The organism is Dyadobacter sp. CY345, from assembly GCF_021502725.1.
Lineage (GTDB): Bacteria > Bacteroidota > Bacteroidia > Cytophagales > Spirosomataceae > Dyadobacter.
This window is the reverse complement of the sequence record NZ_JAKFFS010000001.1, coordinates 2,064,078-2,081,034: the sequence shown is the minus strand read 5'-3', so window position 1 is coordinate 2,081,034 and position 16,957 is coordinate 2,064,078. Positions and strand designations below refer to the sequence as shown.

13 protein-coding genes are annotated in these 16,957 nt (G+C 41.5%); 6 read left to right on the top strand and 7 right to left on the bottom strand.

Annotated elements, in window-relative coordinates:
* Positions 1–38: 38 nt before the first annotated feature.
* Together L0657_RS08765 and L0657_RS08760 are read right to left on the bottom strand one after the other, a co-directional pair.
* A complete protein-coding gene (locus L0657_RS08765) occupies positions 39–2,600 on the bottom strand; it encodes a TonB-dependent receptor (RefSeq protein ID WP_235150206.1) in 2,562 nt (853 codons plus the stop codon).
* A gap of 620 nt (positions 2,601–3,220) precedes the next feature.
* A complete protein-coding gene (locus tag L0657_RS08760; protein WP_235150205.1) occupies positions 3,221–3,400 on the bottom strand; it encodes a histone H1 in 180 nt (59 codons plus the stop codon).
* A gap of 272 nt (positions 3,401–3,672) precedes the next feature.
* On the opposite strand from L0657_RS08760, the gene L0657_RS08755 reads away from it, so the two are divergent.
* Positions 3,673–4,095 carry a response regulator gene (locus L0657_RS08755; protein WP_235150204.1) on the top strand — a complete coding sequence of 141 codons (423 nt, stop codon included), beginning with the start codon at positions 3,673–3,675 and terminating at the stop codon, positions 4,093–4,095.
* A 139-nt stretch (positions 4,096–4,234) separates the two neighbouring features.
* On the opposite strand, the gene L0657_RS08750 is transcribed toward L0657_RS08755, so the two are convergent.
* A complete protein-coding gene (locus L0657_RS08750; protein ID WP_235150203.1) occupies positions 4,235–4,609 on the bottom strand; it encodes a hypothetical protein in 375 nt (124 codons plus the stop codon).
* 128 nt (positions 4,610–4,737) lie between these two features.
* Positions 4,738–8,163 carry a ThuA domain-containing protein gene (locus L0657_RS08745; RefSeq protein WP_409015028.1) on the bottom strand — a complete coding sequence of 1,142 codons (3,426 nt, stop codon included), beginning with the start codon at positions 8,161–8,163 and terminating at the stop codon, positions 4,738–4,740.
* A gap of 245 nt (positions 8,164–8,408) precedes the next feature.
* On the opposite strand from L0657_RS08745, the gene L0657_RS08740 reads away from it, so the two are divergent.
* A complete protein-coding gene (locus L0657_RS08740) occupies positions 8,409–9,167 on the top strand; it encodes an NrtR DNA-binding winged helix domain-containing protein (RefSeq protein WP_235150201.1) in 759 nt (252 codons plus the stop codon).
* Between the two features lie 182 nt (positions 9,168–9,349).
* The gene (locus L0657_RS08735) at positions 9,350–10,159 is read left to right on the top strand and encodes an alpha/beta fold hydrolase (RefSeq protein ID WP_235150200.1); all 810 of its coding nucleotides are present in this window, start codon (positions 9,350–9,352) and stop codon (positions 10,157–10,159) included.
* 62 nt (positions 10,160–10,221) lie between these two features.
* Here L0657_RS08735 and L0657_RS08730 read toward each other — a convergent pair whose 3' ends face one another.
* Positions 10,222–10,575: a hypothetical protein gene (locus tag L0657_RS08730; RefSeq protein ID WP_235150199.1), complete on the bottom strand. Its 354-nt coding sequence runs from the start codon at positions 10,573–10,575 to the stop codon at positions 10,222–10,224.
* 15 nt (positions 10,576–10,590) lie between these two features.
* Positions 10,591–11,985 (bottom strand): metallophosphoesterase family protein, encoded by a 1,395-nt coding sequence (locus tag L0657_RS08725; RefSeq protein WP_235150198.1) that lies wholly within the window; start codon positions 11,983–11,985, stop codon positions 10,591–10,593.
* A 309-nt stretch (positions 11,986–12,294) separates the two neighbouring features.
* Here L0657_RS08725 and L0657_RS08720 point away from each other — a divergent pair, with 309 nt between their 5' ends.
* Positions 12,295–14,046 carry an alkaline phosphatase gene (locus L0657_RS08720; RefSeq protein ID WP_235150197.1) on the top strand — a complete coding sequence of 584 codons (1,752 nt, stop codon included), beginning with the start codon at positions 12,295–12,297 and terminating at the stop codon, positions 14,044–14,046.
* Positions 14,047–14,264: 218 nt separating this feature from the next.
* Here L0657_RS08720 and L0657_RS08715 read toward each other — a convergent pair whose 3' ends face one another.
* Positions 14,265–15,020: an SDR family NAD(P)-dependent oxidoreductase gene (locus L0657_RS08715; RefSeq protein ID WP_235150196.1), complete on the bottom strand. Its 756-nt coding sequence runs from the start codon at positions 15,018–15,020 to the stop codon at positions 14,265–14,267.
* Between the two features lie 24 nt (positions 15,021–15,044).
* Here L0657_RS08715 and L0657_RS08710 point away from each other — a divergent pair, with 24 nt between their 5' ends.
* Together L0657_RS08710 and L0657_RS08705 are read left to right on the top strand one after the other, a co-directional pair.
* Positions 15,045–15,482 carry a helix-turn-helix domain-containing protein gene (locus tag L0657_RS08710; protein ID WP_310588267.1) on the top strand — a complete coding sequence of 146 codons (438 nt, stop codon included), beginning with the start codon at positions 15,045–15,047 and terminating at the stop codon, positions 15,480–15,482.
* 496 nt (positions 15,483–15,978) lie between these two features.
* A complete protein-coding gene (locus L0657_RS08705; protein ID WP_235150195.1) occupies positions 15,979–16,935 on the top strand; it encodes an aldehyde reductase in 957 nt (318 codons plus the stop codon).
* Positions 16,936–16,957: the final 22 nt, after the last annotated feature.

Sequence of the window (16,957 nt, the reverse complement as noted above, 5' to 3'; positions counted from 1 at the left end):
AATTTTCGCTGATGCTTTTTTTAGACAGTATTGAAAAATCAGTACGTAAATCGTACAGTCACACCATAAGTACGCTGATCACCAACAATTCCTGCATATTGTCCGTAACTTCCCGGAGCAGCCAACAGTTGTTCGTAATAATTTTTGTTGAAAAGGTTTCTGCCCCATAAAAAGAAAGATAGGCCGTTGGAAGCCCTGAAACCGATACGGGCATTGGTAAGACCATAACCACTGATGTTCAAGTATTGCGAAGGGGAAGCACTTGAAGAGAATTCTGAGCGCAGGAACTCATCAACAGCAGCAAAATAATTACCTTTCAGTCCAACAAAACTTCCCTTAACCACTACTTCGCCGCCAATAGAACCAGACCATTTTGAGATACCCGGCAATCTTCCGCCTGATACATCCTTGAATGCTTGTGCTCCACCCACTTCTTCCAGAGGAACCGGAGCATTTTCAAAACGCACGTATTTCCCATCTGTGTAAGCTACTGCCGCATTTAGGGTAAGATTTGCGAAACGAATATTTCCATCTAATTCTGCTCCCTGAACACGTACCTTTTCTGCATTAGCCAGATAACCACGGTTTACGCCTGGTTCCGGAGTTTGTACCTGCGTCTGATAATCATCAATATCTGAGCGGTAAAATGTAAGATTCAAAACCGAATTCCCGGACGGCCTGGTTTTAAAACCAATTTCCTTGTGGTCTACATATTCAGGTTTTACGTTAGCCAGGTCAATAAGTACCTGACCATTTGCAGTTGGCAAACCTCCCACGTTAACCCCGATTGGCTTATAACCAATAGAATAAGTTGCGTATGCGTTTAAGTTGCTTGCCGCCTTATATTGTAACGAAAGCTGCCCTGAAAAATTTCCTTCCGAATAATCCGTGTTGAAAGCCTGGTTACTGTATACACCATTTTTTAAAGCAAGTAACGCTGGATCAGTTGTTTGTAATCCACCATACGCAACCCGGTCATAATCAACAACCTTTTTGTCGTAGTTATAACGAATACCTGGCAAAAGATGCAGCTTGTCCGTGATAACCCAGTCAGCCTGTGCGAATACTGCTAAACTGGTACTTTTAATACGGTTTGTTGTACGGATACCAAAATTGTCAAATAATCCAGGTGTTTTCCAAAGCGCACTTGTTGAACTTTGGGCAAATCTCCATTGCGCGGAACCTGCTTCTTCTGTCTGAACAGGATCCGAAGTTAAGTCTTGCCAAAGTCCAAAAACACCAACGACTCCGCTTAATTTCGGTGAAATTCTTCCTGAATAACGTATTTCCTGAGACCATTGATCATGCTTCGAGTTACCGGAGGAAATCGTAAATACCGGCAATCCAATATAATCTCTGTCATTTAATGGAGTCCACTTCCAGTAACGCCATGCCGAAGTTGATGTCAACGTTCCTTTGCCAATTTTGATATCGGCATTAACAGAAACACCGCCCAATTGATTATCTGCTTTCGAAGGTGTATCCAGGTCAACCTTACGTTCGAAAGCACTTTTATATGGAAGTGTGTATCCTAAATCCGCAATGATGGCATCAAATTGACGATACGCCGCCCTTTTGGTAGGCACAACTCCGGCTACCGGCCATCCGTAACCGGTAGGTTTTTGATCTGAAATATCGCCGATCACCGTGATATTTACATTTTCGCTAGGCGTGTAAAGTATCTGCCCTCTTACCCCGATATTGTTGATATCGTTAATCGGTAGCTGCGTATGAAGGTTAAAAAAAGTACCGTTTCGCTGCGTTCCTGTAAAAGACATACGAGCCGCCAGCTTTTTACTTATTGGTCCGGTCACCGAGGCTTTCGCCTGGATGAAACCCAAATTACCATAACTCATTTCAAAATTTGCTCCGGGCGTGAAACTCGCGGCTCTCGTTGTAATATTGAAAGCTCCTGCTGTTGTATTTTTTCCAAAAAGGGTTCCCTGCGGGCCACGAAGTACTTCAACGCGCTCAATATCAATAAAGTCAAGCGCAGTGGCAGCAGGGCGAGCATAGTAAACTCCGTCTACATAAAACCCTACACCCGGATCTACCCCGTCGTTGGTCAGACCAAAAGTTGAACCAAGACCACGAATATTCAGCGTTGTGTTTCGTGCATTGGAAGCATATAATTGAACCGTAGGCACTAATTCTTTCAAGCGGTTTACATTAAATGCGCCAGCATCTTCTGCCCTTGTTCCGCCGATAACGGAAATTGGAATAGGAACATCCTGCGCCGATTCCTGCCGACGCCGGGAAGAAATAACAACGTCTTCCAGCTGTGTATTATTTGGATCAAGTTTGATTTCAACTTTGCTATCCGCAATCAGAATTTCTTTTTTTAAATAACCGATATAAGACACAATCAGCGTAAAAGGTAATTTTTGTCCAGTCACCAGACTGAATTCGCCGTTTGCGTCGGTCACGTCTCCGTTGGTTGTTCCTTTAATAGTAACTGTCGCTCCAATGAGGGCTTCGTCCGTTTTTGCATCCAGAATTTTCCCGGAAACTGTTGCATTGATCGTAGGATCCTGTGCTGATAAAAATAAGGGGAAAAAGATCGCAACTAAAATGGTGGCTGACTTTAAAACTTGTTTCATGCTTTTTTATTTGGTGGTATCTGTATTTTCAGGATTATTTGGGCGGGATAAAAATGCATCTGCCTCAGTCTGGGCTCTGTAATTATTTCATCCATTTATTTTCAGAGAGGTTGCGACAACAACTAAGCATCATATTTCGGAAAATTGACTTCATAAAATCCATGTTTTGTTTGTATGCAGCAAATGTATTAAATTTTATATAGTATATAGAACTAGTAGGGTAAATAAATTTTTCCTTTGGTGAAAATAAATTAGCATCACAAAATTGCAACAAAACTTTAACCAGTATAACTTATTGTTTTTCAGGGATTTATTTAATACATACCTAATAAAAACAAATGTGAAGGAGATTGTGAGAAACTATCATTAAATAGAAGAACATTAAATATTGACAAAAAAAGCTTGTTTTTAACTTTTTATATCTTGCCATACCGGAAATTTAATAATCAGCAATTTTCTTAAAATAGCGATATATTACAATTTCGCGCTAAAAAAAATCGTAATGCAAACCACTTTTGAAAATTGCTTTATCGAAGTATAAGTTTTGGAAAGTTGATTTTTAACGCAAAAGAGGCCATCTGTTTCCAGTGGCCTCTCCTTAACTATTATTTTTTCTCGGCTTATTTAGATTCGCCTTTTTTCTCTGTAACCTCAGCTCTGATTTCCTGAGCAAGGCCTTTCAATTGTTGCATAACGCCGCGAACTCTTGTTCCCGCAGCCTTATTTCCTTTTTCATAAAATGCTTTAAAATCACCTTCTGCGTCTGTAACTAGCTGCTTAATTTGTTCGTACTTTTCCATAGACTGGTTTTCGTATTTGTTGTGAAAATAATTGATTTAAATAATTCAGGCTGCAAAATAGTATTTTCTGCTTAACTCTTAACTATATTTTGCAGTCATATTGGCTAAATTACCAGTTCTCCTGCCGATTTGGGGACAATTTGTTCGATTCCGGCTCTGTAATATGCTAGTTATGATTGCGATCCTGTCACCGGTTAATACTAATTTGTTTACCTAAGCCATTTGACCACGCGCCAAATTTTTCTATTTTTGCTCTTGATACCCACTATAATATGCAAAACGGAAAAACAATTTACATTGTTGATGATGATATTGATGACATGCTTCTTATCTCAGAGGCCGTTAATTCGACCGACAAGCATATCAAAATCGTCTCTTGCGAAAACGGAGTGGAATTAATTGAAAAGATTGAACTTGCCTCATCTGAACAGCCATCATTAATATTACTGGACATGAACATGCCGAAGATGAACGGCATAGAGACACTGGAATATATCAGATCAAATCCCGCGTTTGATCATATCCCTGTGGTAATGTTGTCTACAACAGATAATCTAAACTTAATCGAATCAGCTTATAAGGCTGGCGTTAATACTTTTTACACCAAACCTGTGAATTATCAGGATCTCAAAAGCATTGCGTGTGAGCTGACATCTTTTTTCATGAACGGGCAACAGAAATCCGCAGAACAATAATACTAGCGAGGCCTGACAAAAGCTATGATAGCGGTCTTTCTGCGGCATTGTCTTTAAAAACAAATTCCGTATTAAAAGGCTGCAATGGCAAACCAGTTAACACGGAATAAGTAAAAAAAACAGGTCGCGGGTACCGATACTATTTTACCCGTTTTGCAGTTGCATCAAACATACCCAGCAAACTTCCTTTCAAATTATCTTCGTCTACTTTTTTCAGATTTATTGTGACGTCATAACCCTGCGCATTAAATGCAAGGTCTATTAAATCTCCGTTTTCGTCAACCGTGATAGGTGCTTTTTCAGCTGTTGGTTCTGCTGGGTTCGACATTTGTCCCGTCAGCTTACCATCTGTTCTCACAAGATCCACAATCATTTTCGAATCCCCGTTTGGGGTACCGATAATCGTAACTTCCCATTTTCCGACAAAGAAATCAGCCGGTGCAACCGTTTGAGAATTGCTTGTAAAAACGATTCCAAGTATTAAAAAAAGCCAGATTAAATTAAATCTTTTCATTGTTTGGTTTATTAAAATTGATTTAGATAATTATTGTAGCAATCGCCTTGGCTAGGTATCCGAAGGCTAGTGAAATATTACTTGACTTTAAACTTTTGAAACGCAGATTTTTTGTTCCCAAGTCGAAATTACTGTTCTGAATTTTCCAGTAGCTTAAACTCTGAACCCACCACGATCATCAGCGAACGTTCTTCGGCCTTCGGATTGACAAAAACAACATACAAGTCATGCAGCTTACCAACAGAATTTGAAGCGTTCTTTATAGGGACAGTAAGTAGCGTCGGTTTGAAGTCCATCGCCTCCGATGGTTCCAGGACAACGGATTCTCCAACCAGAGCTCCCGTGGGACTATCCATCCGCAATTCGACTTTTCCTCCCGCCGCGTTAAGCTGTGCCTTTGGAGCTATCGCTTGTATTTGTAATTCTGAAATAGCATTCAGATCAATTTGTTTCAATACCATGTAAGAGCCCGGTTTGGAAGCAATCGCCAGATTCATCCCGTTGTTTGAAACCTTCATGATGTTTTCATAATCATCAAAACCATGCACATCAATTTTTGAATTTCTCAGCGCAAAAGACTGCTCAGATCTGACAGAAGGAAGCCCGCTTGCTCCGCCATCTTCATAAGCCGCTCTCACAATAAAGACTCCTTTCCCCTTGTCACCAGATGGTACTTTTGCGACATAGGTTCCTTTCAACGGCAATGACTTTTCTTTTGGTTTTTCATTTCCAATGTTCAGAATATATTTAACCATCTCAGAAGCGTCCGTAGCAGACAATTGCGGATGCGCAGCCATCGCAGTTTCGCCCCAAACTCCGCCACCTCCGGAAATTATTTTTTTAGTCAGTTTTTCAACGGCCGAATTATCGCCTTTATATTTGGCAGCTACCTCCCGGTAAGCAGGTCCAATTGACTTTTTGTCGACGCTGTGACACGCTTTACAATCGCTGGCTTCAATAAGCTTTTTCCCATTCGCAAATAAAGCACTGGCATCAGCAGAACGGTGGCCCTGAGCTATGGCGATCTTGTCAAAACCTTCTGCCAGGTAGTCGATGTTAACGGCAACCTGCTCCGGATCGATACCTTTCCCTAACGACCCGTCTTCTTTATCACTAACCTTGATGTCATAACTAAATGGCTTGTTAGCTGCATAAAAAGATTTGTTACTGCCAGGCATTTCCAGCGTTAAAACCGGCGGTTCGTTTCCAACTGTGACTTCCATCGATTGCGAACTGATTCCGCCTTTTCCATCATTTACCGTAAGTGTGGCTTTGTAAACGCCTGTTTTAGAAAGGATAAGACTTGCGTCCGCTGTGTTTAAAATTTTCTGAAAACCATTTTTTGATGAAATTTTCCAGGCATATTTCAGAATGTCGTCGTCAGCGTCGGTGGTGCCTTTCGAACTTAGTTTGAGCGTCATAGGTGCGGCCCCGCCCATTTGGTTCGCACTAATTTGGATCTGTGGTTTACGGTTACCGCCATTATATTCAATACGGACCAGCCGCGCGTCATTGTTTGCAGAAAACCAGCCTGTACCATATTCGAGCATATACAAATCGCCATTGTCGGCGAATTCCATATCCATTGGATTAGAGAATTTATAACTTGGCATGAAGCGCTCCATTGAAGCAAAATCTCCTTTGCTGTCCATAGTCACGGCCATAATCCAGCCTCTCATCCAGTCATACGCGAGCAGTTTGCCGTTGTAATAATCAGGAAAAACACCAGGCGCGTTTTTGAATTGGTCAGCATAAAAAACGGGACCTGCCATAGCATTTCTTCCGCCAGATCCTACTAACGGGAATTCCTGGGACGCTGCATAAGGGTACCAAATAAATGCCTTTTGTGCCGGAGGCAAAACCTTCAATCCAGTGTTGTTAGGTGAAGTGTTGGAAGGTGCGTTTTCATCCCAACGATCCATTGATTTTTTATTTTTAAAATCAAATTTATTGTATGCCTTATTATCACCGACAAAATGTGGCCAGCCAAAGTTACCGGCTTTTCGCGCCTGCCCTACCTCATCATGACCCGCCGGCCCTCTTGAAGAATCTGGTTTGGAAGCATCCGGTCCGACCTCCCCCCAGTATACGTAGTCTGTTTTTTGGTCAATTGAAATACGAAATGGATTTCTATGCCCCATCGTATAAATTTCTGGTCTGGTATCCGGTGTACCTTTCGGAAAAAGATTTCCTTCCGGGATGGTATAAGTGCCGTCCGGTTGCGGTTTTATCCGGATAATTTTTCCACGAAGATCGTTAGTATTTGCTGAAGATTTTTGCGCGTCCCAGGCACTTCTTCCCTCCTGTTCGTCGCTTGGACTAAAACCATTCGAGCCGTGCGGATTTGTGTTATCTCCCGTCGAAAGATATAAATTTCCCGATTTATCCCAGGCAATTGACCCTCCCGTATGGCAGCACTCTTCACGTTGCGTTGCTACATCTAAAAGTACTTTTTTCGACTCCATCACCAGTTCATCACCTCGCAACTCAAACCTGGCCAGCACATTTTTAGGCTCCTCGGGTACTGAATAGTAAAGATAAATCCAGTGATTCTGGGCAAACTTCGGGTCCTTGTTCAGCCCTAGCAACCCATCCTCCCCCATTGATTCCTTTCCTTGTTTGTTTTTATATTTCAAGCTGACCGGAATTTTTGCAATGGTTTTCAGCTCTTTCGTTTTTGTATTATATAACCGCACTTCTCCTTTGCGCTGAATAAATAAAACCCTATTATCATTCAAAACGCTCAATTCCATAGGTTCATCCAATTTTTCTTCAAGGATCACTTTCGTGAAACGGTTTTCTTCCGGTCTGGATTTTTTGTAATCCAAAGGTTTCGGAGCGTCACCTCCGGCAGCATATTTAATTCCTGCCGAAAGATGATTCAGAAAAAGAGGTTCGGCAAATGTTTCATCCGTATGCCCCATCGCTGTATAAAACGACCGACCGCCATCAAATTCCTGATACCAGCTAATTGGGTGAAAGTCAGGATTTTTTCCGCCTACGTAACTTTTTTCATCGATTTTCAGGACGACATTAATTTTCGGAGAAATGTCTTTAAAGCTGTAAAACTCATCTTTTCGCTCAAATTCGTCAGGCATTCCTTGCGTAGACCAATGATTTTTTTCAGTTACAATAAATTTGCCGTTTTGAACATTGCTCGGCGTCATTGGGTGATCCAGGAAATAAGCTCCCGCCAATTTCCCGTACCACGGCCAGCCATATTCCGTATCCGTAGCGGCATGGATACCAACATAACCTCCCCCGGCCTGGATAAACCTTTCAAAAGCGACCTGCTGTTCATCGTTCAGGATATCGCCGGTCGTATTTAAAAATAATACAGCGTTGTATTTTTTAAGATTCTTGTCATTGAACTGTGTAGCATCTTCGGTGAAACTCGCAGTGAAGCCTTTCTCAGTTGCCATTTTCGCCAGTGCTTTTTTACCTGCATCTATTGAGGCATGTCTGAAAGAAGCTGTTTTACTAAATACGAGAATATTGACCGCAGCCTTTTGTGCAAAAGAAAATTGTGTCGATAACAATAAGCCCAAACACATGAGCCTGATTAGTGTAGATTTTACCTGCATCTTGGAAAAGAATTAAGTGATGGATAATCAAAAGTATAACTTATTTCAATATTGTCTACAAAATAGACAATAATTATTTTAATGTTTTACATTTGCATTGTACCATATTGTCAATTCTAACTTGTATATAGTTTCTGTAAAAAGCTTTCCGTCTATCAGCGCATCACAATCAGGAACATTTAATAATTTTATATCTTTATCAAAAGCAATCAATAATGCACATTCCAAGTGAACAGGATTTTATTCAACAACTTTCGATCGATTGCGTAATCTTTGGCTATGAGGATAAGAAATTAAAAGTACTGGTTTCAACACTCAATTTTAATGGAAATTTTCAGGCTCTGCCCGGCGGCTTTGTATATCAGAATGAAGATATCGATGATGCCGCCAACAGAACTCTGAAGGAGCGAACTGGTATAAGCGAAATATATCTTGATCAGTTTTTCGTTTTTGGCAAAGCAGCCCGAAAAAATCAAAATTTTCTTGATGAATTGATCAGGCTGAATCCACAAATGCCTTTCGATGGTAAACAAAATAAAGATCAGTACGACTGGTTTACTAAAAGATTTGTTTCCATAGGCTATTATGCGCTTGTCGATATTAAAAAGGTAATTCCTATGAAAACAGACCTGGATAAATCGATCCAATGGTGTAATGTATATGAGTTGCCGGATTTGATTATCGATCACAATGAGATTGTTTCAAAAGCACTTGAAAGCCTGAGGCTTAATCTGGATAAAAAACTTCTGGCGTTCAACCTTCTTTCTGAAACCTTTACGATGAAGGAAGCTCAGGAACTTTATGAGTCCATTTTTAACAAAACATTTGCCCGAAATAACTTTCAGAAAAAAATTCTTGATATGGACGTGTTGGAACGTCTGGAAAAAAAGTTTACCGGTGCGGCCAACAAAGCTCCATTTTTGTACAGAATTAAAGATAAAGCAAAAGCAGATGAAAGTCCAAAAATGATGTGAAAACGACTTAACAGCAAAAGTTGTCCCAAATCCCCCGCTTGATTTCGTAAATAACCCACGCCAGATTTAGTTGCAAGCCAATACATTTGGGTTAATTTTTGTAAAATATGAAAGCGATACTTGCCGTCTTTTTAACCGCCATAAGCCTAACATCCTCCGGCCAAAATAAAACATTGCTACCAATGAAGAATACGGAAAAAGCTACCACTATGAACACTATAAAATTCGAAAGTGACTATGCCGATGTTAACGGTATTAAAATGTACTACCAGGTATATGGTGAGGGATTACCGCTTGTATTGATTCATGGTGGCGGATCCACCATTCAAACAACCTTCGGGCGCATAATACCAAAGCTGGTAAATTTCAGAAAGCTGATCTGCGTGGAATTACAGGCGCACGGGCGTACAGGTGACAGAGAATCTGAACTTAGTTTTGAACAGGACGCAGACGATGTTCACACACTTCTTAACCATCTAAAAATTGAAAAGGCTGATTTTTTCGGATTTAGCAATGGTGCAAATACGGCTCTCCAGATCGCAATCAGGCATCCTGAAATATGCAGAAAAGTCATTGCCGGATCTATGCTTCTAAAACGGGACGGCACATTTCCGCAATTTTGGGAATTTATGGAAAACGGAACATTCGAGCAAATGCCGCAGCAATACAAAGATGCCTTCCTTGCGGTCAGGCCGGACAGTACAAAACTTGTGAATATGTATCAAAAATGCGCGAACAGAATGATCCAGTTCAAAGATTTTAGCGATGACGAAATCAAATCAATTCGGGCGACCGTTCTTTTGATCAACGGTGACGCTGATGTAGCAACGTCTGAGCATGTTGTAAAAATGTCCCGATTAATACCTCACTGCAATCTGGCCATTATTCCCGGCGGACATGGTGAATACATTGGTGAAATTACCACGGTCAGCGGTGATAAGGACAACACATTTATCGCACCGTTGATCGAAAAATTTCTTTGGTATAATTAGCTTATACTTTGAAGTAAACCGGTTCAAAATAATGATTAATATCCCCAAATTTCATTGCATTTTCAATACACCATATTGCCACATACCAGTGATCCTGGCATCATGGTACGTATCGGAGACGGGGAAACTGAACCATAAAATTGCTCAAACTCTTTCACAGCCTGCCGGATTTGTTTCGCTGAAATACCGCTGTATTTGATTTGCATACCTTTAATTTGCGCTGGTTCCAACCGTTTCAGTTTCCAGTATTTTGGATGAGTTTCCCCTATCACGGCATGAAAATCTTCATCCAGGGAATCCTTGATCAGCACGTCGATATCAATTGATACTTTTTTTAGATCCTCCGACAAATTCCCTTCAATGATCACTTGAATCAATCTTCCGTTCGGATGTTTATAAACTTTAAATCTTTTCATTTCATGGTTTGTTGATTATTTGACCGCTTTTCTTTGCTTATATTTCAAAAAACGCTCGTTGTATTCTTTCAGATCTGCTTCTTTAAAACGTTTCTGTAAATCTGTCGGCAGGTCCAGTCGCTCTTGCATTTTTAGCGACGGCGCTAGTTCAACCAAAGTATTTTGTCCTTTTGAATCTTTCAACAGATCAAAAGCGTCGTAGGTATCTCCGTTGACGGTGTATGCCTTGAAGGATAATTTGTTATGATCAACATGTAAAGCCTGGTAAAGCTGGGTGTTAGAAGCCGCTCTGTCCATCCAGTTTTCAAGTCCAAGTTCATACATTTTAGGACCACTGACCGAAACAACATAAATCGGGCCGTCAGGTTTTTTTCTGCTCTGTCCAAGCGGAATATTTATGCCGCGCGCATAAGTATGGTCATGACCCTGCAAAACAATATCGACATGATATTTTTTATAAAGAGGCTCCATTTTTTCCCGCCACGCCTTGTTGTCTCGTCCATCTGCCGTTGAATAAATCGGATGGTGATGAAAAACAACCGTCCACCGGTTCGGATTATTTTTACACGTTTGTTCAAACCAGTCGGCCTGCGTCTCCATTATCTCCGGCCTGTTTATCGCTTCCTGAGAGTTTAGTGAGATAAATCTGACTCCTTGATAATCTATAAAATAAGAAGTTTCGGCCAAACCTTCCGGCCCGTTTTCAGGTAAAGCAAATTGTGGTCGCCAGTGTTTGGAAATTACTCCAATCTGGTTGGCATCCTTATAGTACTCGTGGTTACCCGGCGCCGACAAACTAGGAACCATCCCGTTGATCCAGCCACCTGCCTCGAACCATTCCCCCCATTCGTAATCAACATTGGCGCGGTTGATTAAATCTCCCGCATGAATAATCAGATCAGCTTTGGGAAGCGTCGCAAAAGCCCCGCGTATCGTTCTTGACCAAAGTGAGCGAATATCATTTTGGGCATCTCCGAAATAAAGAAAAGACACAGGCTCACTTTTGTCCGAAGCCGTTTTGAAATGAAACCATTCACTCCACTGCGTCCCATTACCAACGCGGTAGACATATTGAGTTGCCGGTTTCAGATCTGTAAAATCAGCCTCATGATAATTGACCGACTTACCATCGATCGAAATTTGCTGGGTTTTTGCTTTTATTATCCTGGCGTTTTTAGTAAAATCCGGTGAAGGGTCCGCTTCATGAATGGCAGCCACAGCTTCTAAGACGGTTGAGTCGGTGCGCCAGTTTACGGCTTGCGAGAAAGCCGGATTGCCCTTGAACCCCAAAATAACACGGTCCGGAAACAAAGAAGCTGGATAATATTTATTTGCCTGAGCGCGGGCTGTTGAGGATAATAAGCTTGTTACTAAAAATGCGAAAAGAAAGGGTTTGAAATAGACTTTCATTTTAAAGAAGTAGCGTTTGTAAGCGCAATATTAGGTGATTTCAAATTAGTTCTACCAAAAATAAGATTAACAAAATGTGAATTTCAACGACGTTAACGCAGCCGTAATTCTAAGTCCATTTTTGTTGCAAAAAACTGGCTGATCGTTAACAATTACAGAAATCAATGCAGTGTTAATCCTGTATTGTGGAAAAACTTGGAAGTACCAACTTTCGCCTATTCATTTAACAAGATATTAAAACTATGTTGATCTGCGGGAAATACTGTGCGGCTAATTTTATGGTTTAAAATGATTCATAAACCATGCTGTATGAAAAGTAAGAATACAATTAACCGAAGAGATTTTATTGGAAAATCCGCACTTGGTGTTTCTGGACTTATACTCTCCTCTGTGCTGGTTGGCAGCTGCACGGACCACAACATTCCCGACCCGAATGATCCAAACCAAAACGGAAGTTTTGATTATGGGATAGCAAGCTTTGATCCAACAGTGAACAGCATTATTTTATGGACACGGGTTACGCCGTCGGCCGGCACGCAAAAGGTTACTCTTTCATACAAACTTTCGAAGGATCCTTCATTCAGCTCCGTTCTGAAAACAGAAATGATCGATGCACTAGCCGGTGATGATTTTACAGTAAGCATCGATATCAGCGGACTCGATTCTAACCAGAAATATTATTACAACTTCACCATCGTCAATACATCAACCGTATCTGCCACCGGTGAAACTTTAACACTTCCTAAACCCGGCGAACGCAGTGAGGTAAAACTTGCCGTATGTTCCTGTTCGAGTTATCCAGCCGGATTGTTTAATGTTTATGGCGCGATGGCCACTTCCGAAGCAGATGTGATATTACATTTGGGTGATTACATTTATGAATACGGTGAAGGCCAGTATGGAACGAATGATGATACTGCTACACTTGGACGGACGCATTTGCCAAAAAATGAGATTCTAACACTGGAAGATTATCGTACACGTTTCAAACAATACCGGAGCGATCCACAGCTTCAATTAGCTCATCAGAAGAAGCCGTTTATATGTGTCTGGGACGATCACGAAATAGCAAACGACACCTACAAAGATGGTGCGCAGAATCATAACTCCGGCGAAGGAAGTTTTGCAGAAAGAAAGCAAAATGCAATTAAGGCATATCATGAATATATAGGGATTAGGACAATTTCGGACCCGAAAATCTACCGGACCTTTACTTTTGGAGATATCATTGATTTACATATGCTCGACACCCGAGTAATTGGGCGGGACAAACAGCTTTCCTACACGGATTATTTTAACAGTGCCGGCCAACTTGATGCAGCTGCGTTTCAAAAAGATTGGCTTAATCCGACGAGAACAATTTTAGGGACTGAACAGTTGGGTTGGCTTGGTGCAGCACTTAATGCCGGAAAATCTTCCTGGCAGGTATTGGGGCAGCAGGTATTGATGGGAAAAATGTATGTTCCCGCTGAGCTTCTTATCGGGATCACCCAAATTGTCGGCGAAGCCACAGCGCTGGGATCCGCAACGCCTGCGACATTTCAGAAATTTCAGGCGTTATTGCTTGCCTTAACGACGATCAAAGCGAGATTCCTGGCAAAGGACCCCTCTTTAACAACACAGGAAATAGCCCGGATAAGCACAGTTTTACCGTATAATCTGGACGCCTGGGATGGATATCCGGCTGAGCGCGAAAAGGTTTATGCTATGGCAAAAGGGAAAAAACTTGTAGCACTATCCGGCGATTCGCACAATGGTTGGTATTCGGATCTTACAACCGCAGGGGGCGAAAAAGCAGGAAAAGAGTTTGCAACATCTTCGGTGACCTCGCCTGGTTTTGAGGAATATCTTGGGACAAATGCTACCTCGCTGGCTGGATTCGAGCAGGCGCTTGCGCTTCTTGTAGATGACCTGAACTACGTTGACGCATCCAGACGCGGATATGTACTGACCAAATTTACAAACAATCAGGTGATCGCGGAATGGCGGTATGTCTCTACGATAACAACATTGAATACCACCACGACAACAGGTCACCAGGAAACAATTACAAATCTGTAATCTTTTGTTTAACAAATTCGGACTGCTTTCATAAAATGAAGCAGTCCTGATTTTTTGATATGTTTATCACAGACTAGTTAACCAGTGATGAATTTACATTTTTTTGGTGCGCAATAGAACAAATGTTAATCATTCTCGCGCGATTGCCATTATTAAGTGCCGGAATTGTAAAGTTCAATTACTTTTCGTCCGGCTGTTTGTTCAAACTGCATGACAATTTAAAGTCCGTAAATACCGCCCGAAACTGAAATTTTTTCGCCTGTTATCCATGCAGACTCATCTGAGGCAAGAAACACGGCTACTTTGGCAATATCTTCCGGCCGGCCAGTACGGCCCAGCGGGGTATTGGCAACTAATTTCGCCTCGAAATCGCTGCCTATAAATCCTGCACTACGGGAACCCTCAGTTTCTACGACACCCGGCAAAATCGAATTGATACGGATATTCCTTCCACTAAATTCTTTGGACAAAGCAATAGTGACAGCATCCAAAGCCGCCTTTGTCGCGGAATATATCGAACCAGTCGGAAGTGGTGTTTTGCCTGCCTCAGAACTGATGCTGATGATATTACCACCTTCTTCACCAAACAATTTCACAGAGGCCTGAATGGCGAGCAGTGATCCCAACACATTGATATTAAATTGCTTATGAAACGATTCTGTGGAAATCTTTTCAATTGCTTCGTAATTATAAATACCTGCATTGTTTACCAGAATATCCAATTTTCCGAAGGCACTTTGCGTTTCATCAAAAATTCGGGTGATATCTGCCTCTTTGGAAACGTCGCCCTGAATCGCAACGGCAGTACCGCCGTTCTGGGTTATTTCCTCAACGACTTTATCTGCATCCTCCTTGCTGGAAGCATAATTTAGAACAACTTTCGCACCCTCTGCCGCGAAATATTTTGCAATAGAAGCACCTATTCCTTTTGATGCCCCAGTAACAACCGCGACCTTATTTTTTAATTTTTCCATGATTCAGATTATTTTAAGTTTGAGATGCAAAATTATAGAGAAGAAGTTTATTTTAGTAACTTTGTAACGAAAAGTAACAGTAACATCGAGGTAACCAAGTCACCTATGGAGTGCAAAAATGATTTTCCGGAAGAACGTAAGAAAAATATGATGGCCGTTCACGATGCGATGGACGTCCTCAATGGTAAATGGAAAATTTACATCATTTCATCCATTTGCCATTATAACAAAAGAAGGTTTTCTGACATTTTGAATGATGTCGTCGGCATCTCCAACAAAATGCTAAGCAAGGAATTGAAGGAACTTGAAATCAACAAGCTGATTGTACGAACCGTTCTTGATACGCATCCGGTAACAGTCCAGTATGAACTGACCAAACACGGAAAAACACTGAAGACAATCATTGACAATCTGACTGAGTGGGGAAAAGAACACCGTAAGGAAATTATAGGAAATAGTTAAACAACCAGACCCTTAGTTTTTAATTCAGGCAATTGCACAATATCCAGGACAATCGAATCTTTTGGCGCTACTCCAAAAATATTGCTTAGTAAAAGCACTGATAATCTTCTGTAATTAATGGAATACTTCCAAAGTCTGCCCAGGCATTTCGATGACTTTGGAAGTATCTTTTCTTGTTATTCTTTCAATTGCTAAGGATCTTCTGAAAATTTAAACTTCAACTAATACTACCGGACATCCCCGGTATCTGCACCGGATTGTTTAAGTGGAATTCTAGTTATTTCCCGTAAAAACCAATGTGTAGAATCAATCGCCTGACACATGAATACATGCCCGTTAATCTGACCCGTACAACAAACAAAACTTGAACTCCACAACAAAGCAGCACAGCCATTCTTTTTCGAATTTTGCATCATAGTAAATGACTGGCTAAACAACTCTGGGGTTATTCTTAATCAGAAACCCGGAACAATTTTCAATTTTAAATTTAGAAAAAATGAACAACAACGTATTAGTAACAGGCGGGACCGGATTTGTCGGCATCCATAGCATTTTGCAATTATTGCAACAAGGATATAATGTAAAAACCACACTCCGTTCTCTATCAAGAAGAGAGGTAATACTTCACGCATTGGCAGAAGCAAGCATCACCGATTTTAGTAATTTGTCTTTCTACGAGGCTGAATTAACAGACGATACCGGCTGGAAAGAAGCCGTAGCTAACTGCCAATATGTTTTACACATCGCATCGCCGTTTCCTGCGCAACAGCCCAAAGATGAAAATGAGCTGATTATACCTGCCAGGGACGGAGCGTTGCGTGTGTTGAAAGCGGCCCGGGATGCCGGTGTAAAAAGGGTTGTGCTTACCTCCTCTTTCGCTGCCATTGGATATAGCAAAGATCCGCAAAACCACGTATTTACCGAAGCTGACTGGACAGACGAGCAGGCGCCAATTATGCCTTATGTCAAATCAAAAACCATAGCAGAAAAAGCAGCCTGGAATTTTATTGAAACGGAAGGTGGTGCTATGGAGCTGGCTGTAATCAACCCGGTGGGTATTTTCGGTCCCGTGATGGGCGACATCTCGTCTGCTTCCCTGGATACGATTGTCAAAGGAATCATCAGCGGGTCTACCACTGAAAGTCCAGCGTTTACCTTTGGGGTTGTAGATGTTCGCGATGTTGCCGACATTCATATCAAGGCAATGGTGCATCCCCAGGCGGCCGGACAGCGCTTCCTGGCCACTTCTGAAGGCGTGGTCAGTTTTTATGATGTGGCGCAGCTGATTAAAAAAGAACGGCCTGCACTCGCTTCCAATATTGCGGACATGCAGCCTACGGATGAAAAATATTATACACAAATGTCAAATCAGAAAGCAGTGAAATTACTTGACTGGCACCCGGCAAATAAAGAATCTGCCATGCTGGCGAGTATTGATAGTCTGTATAATTGATTAAATTCGCAAGAACAATTAA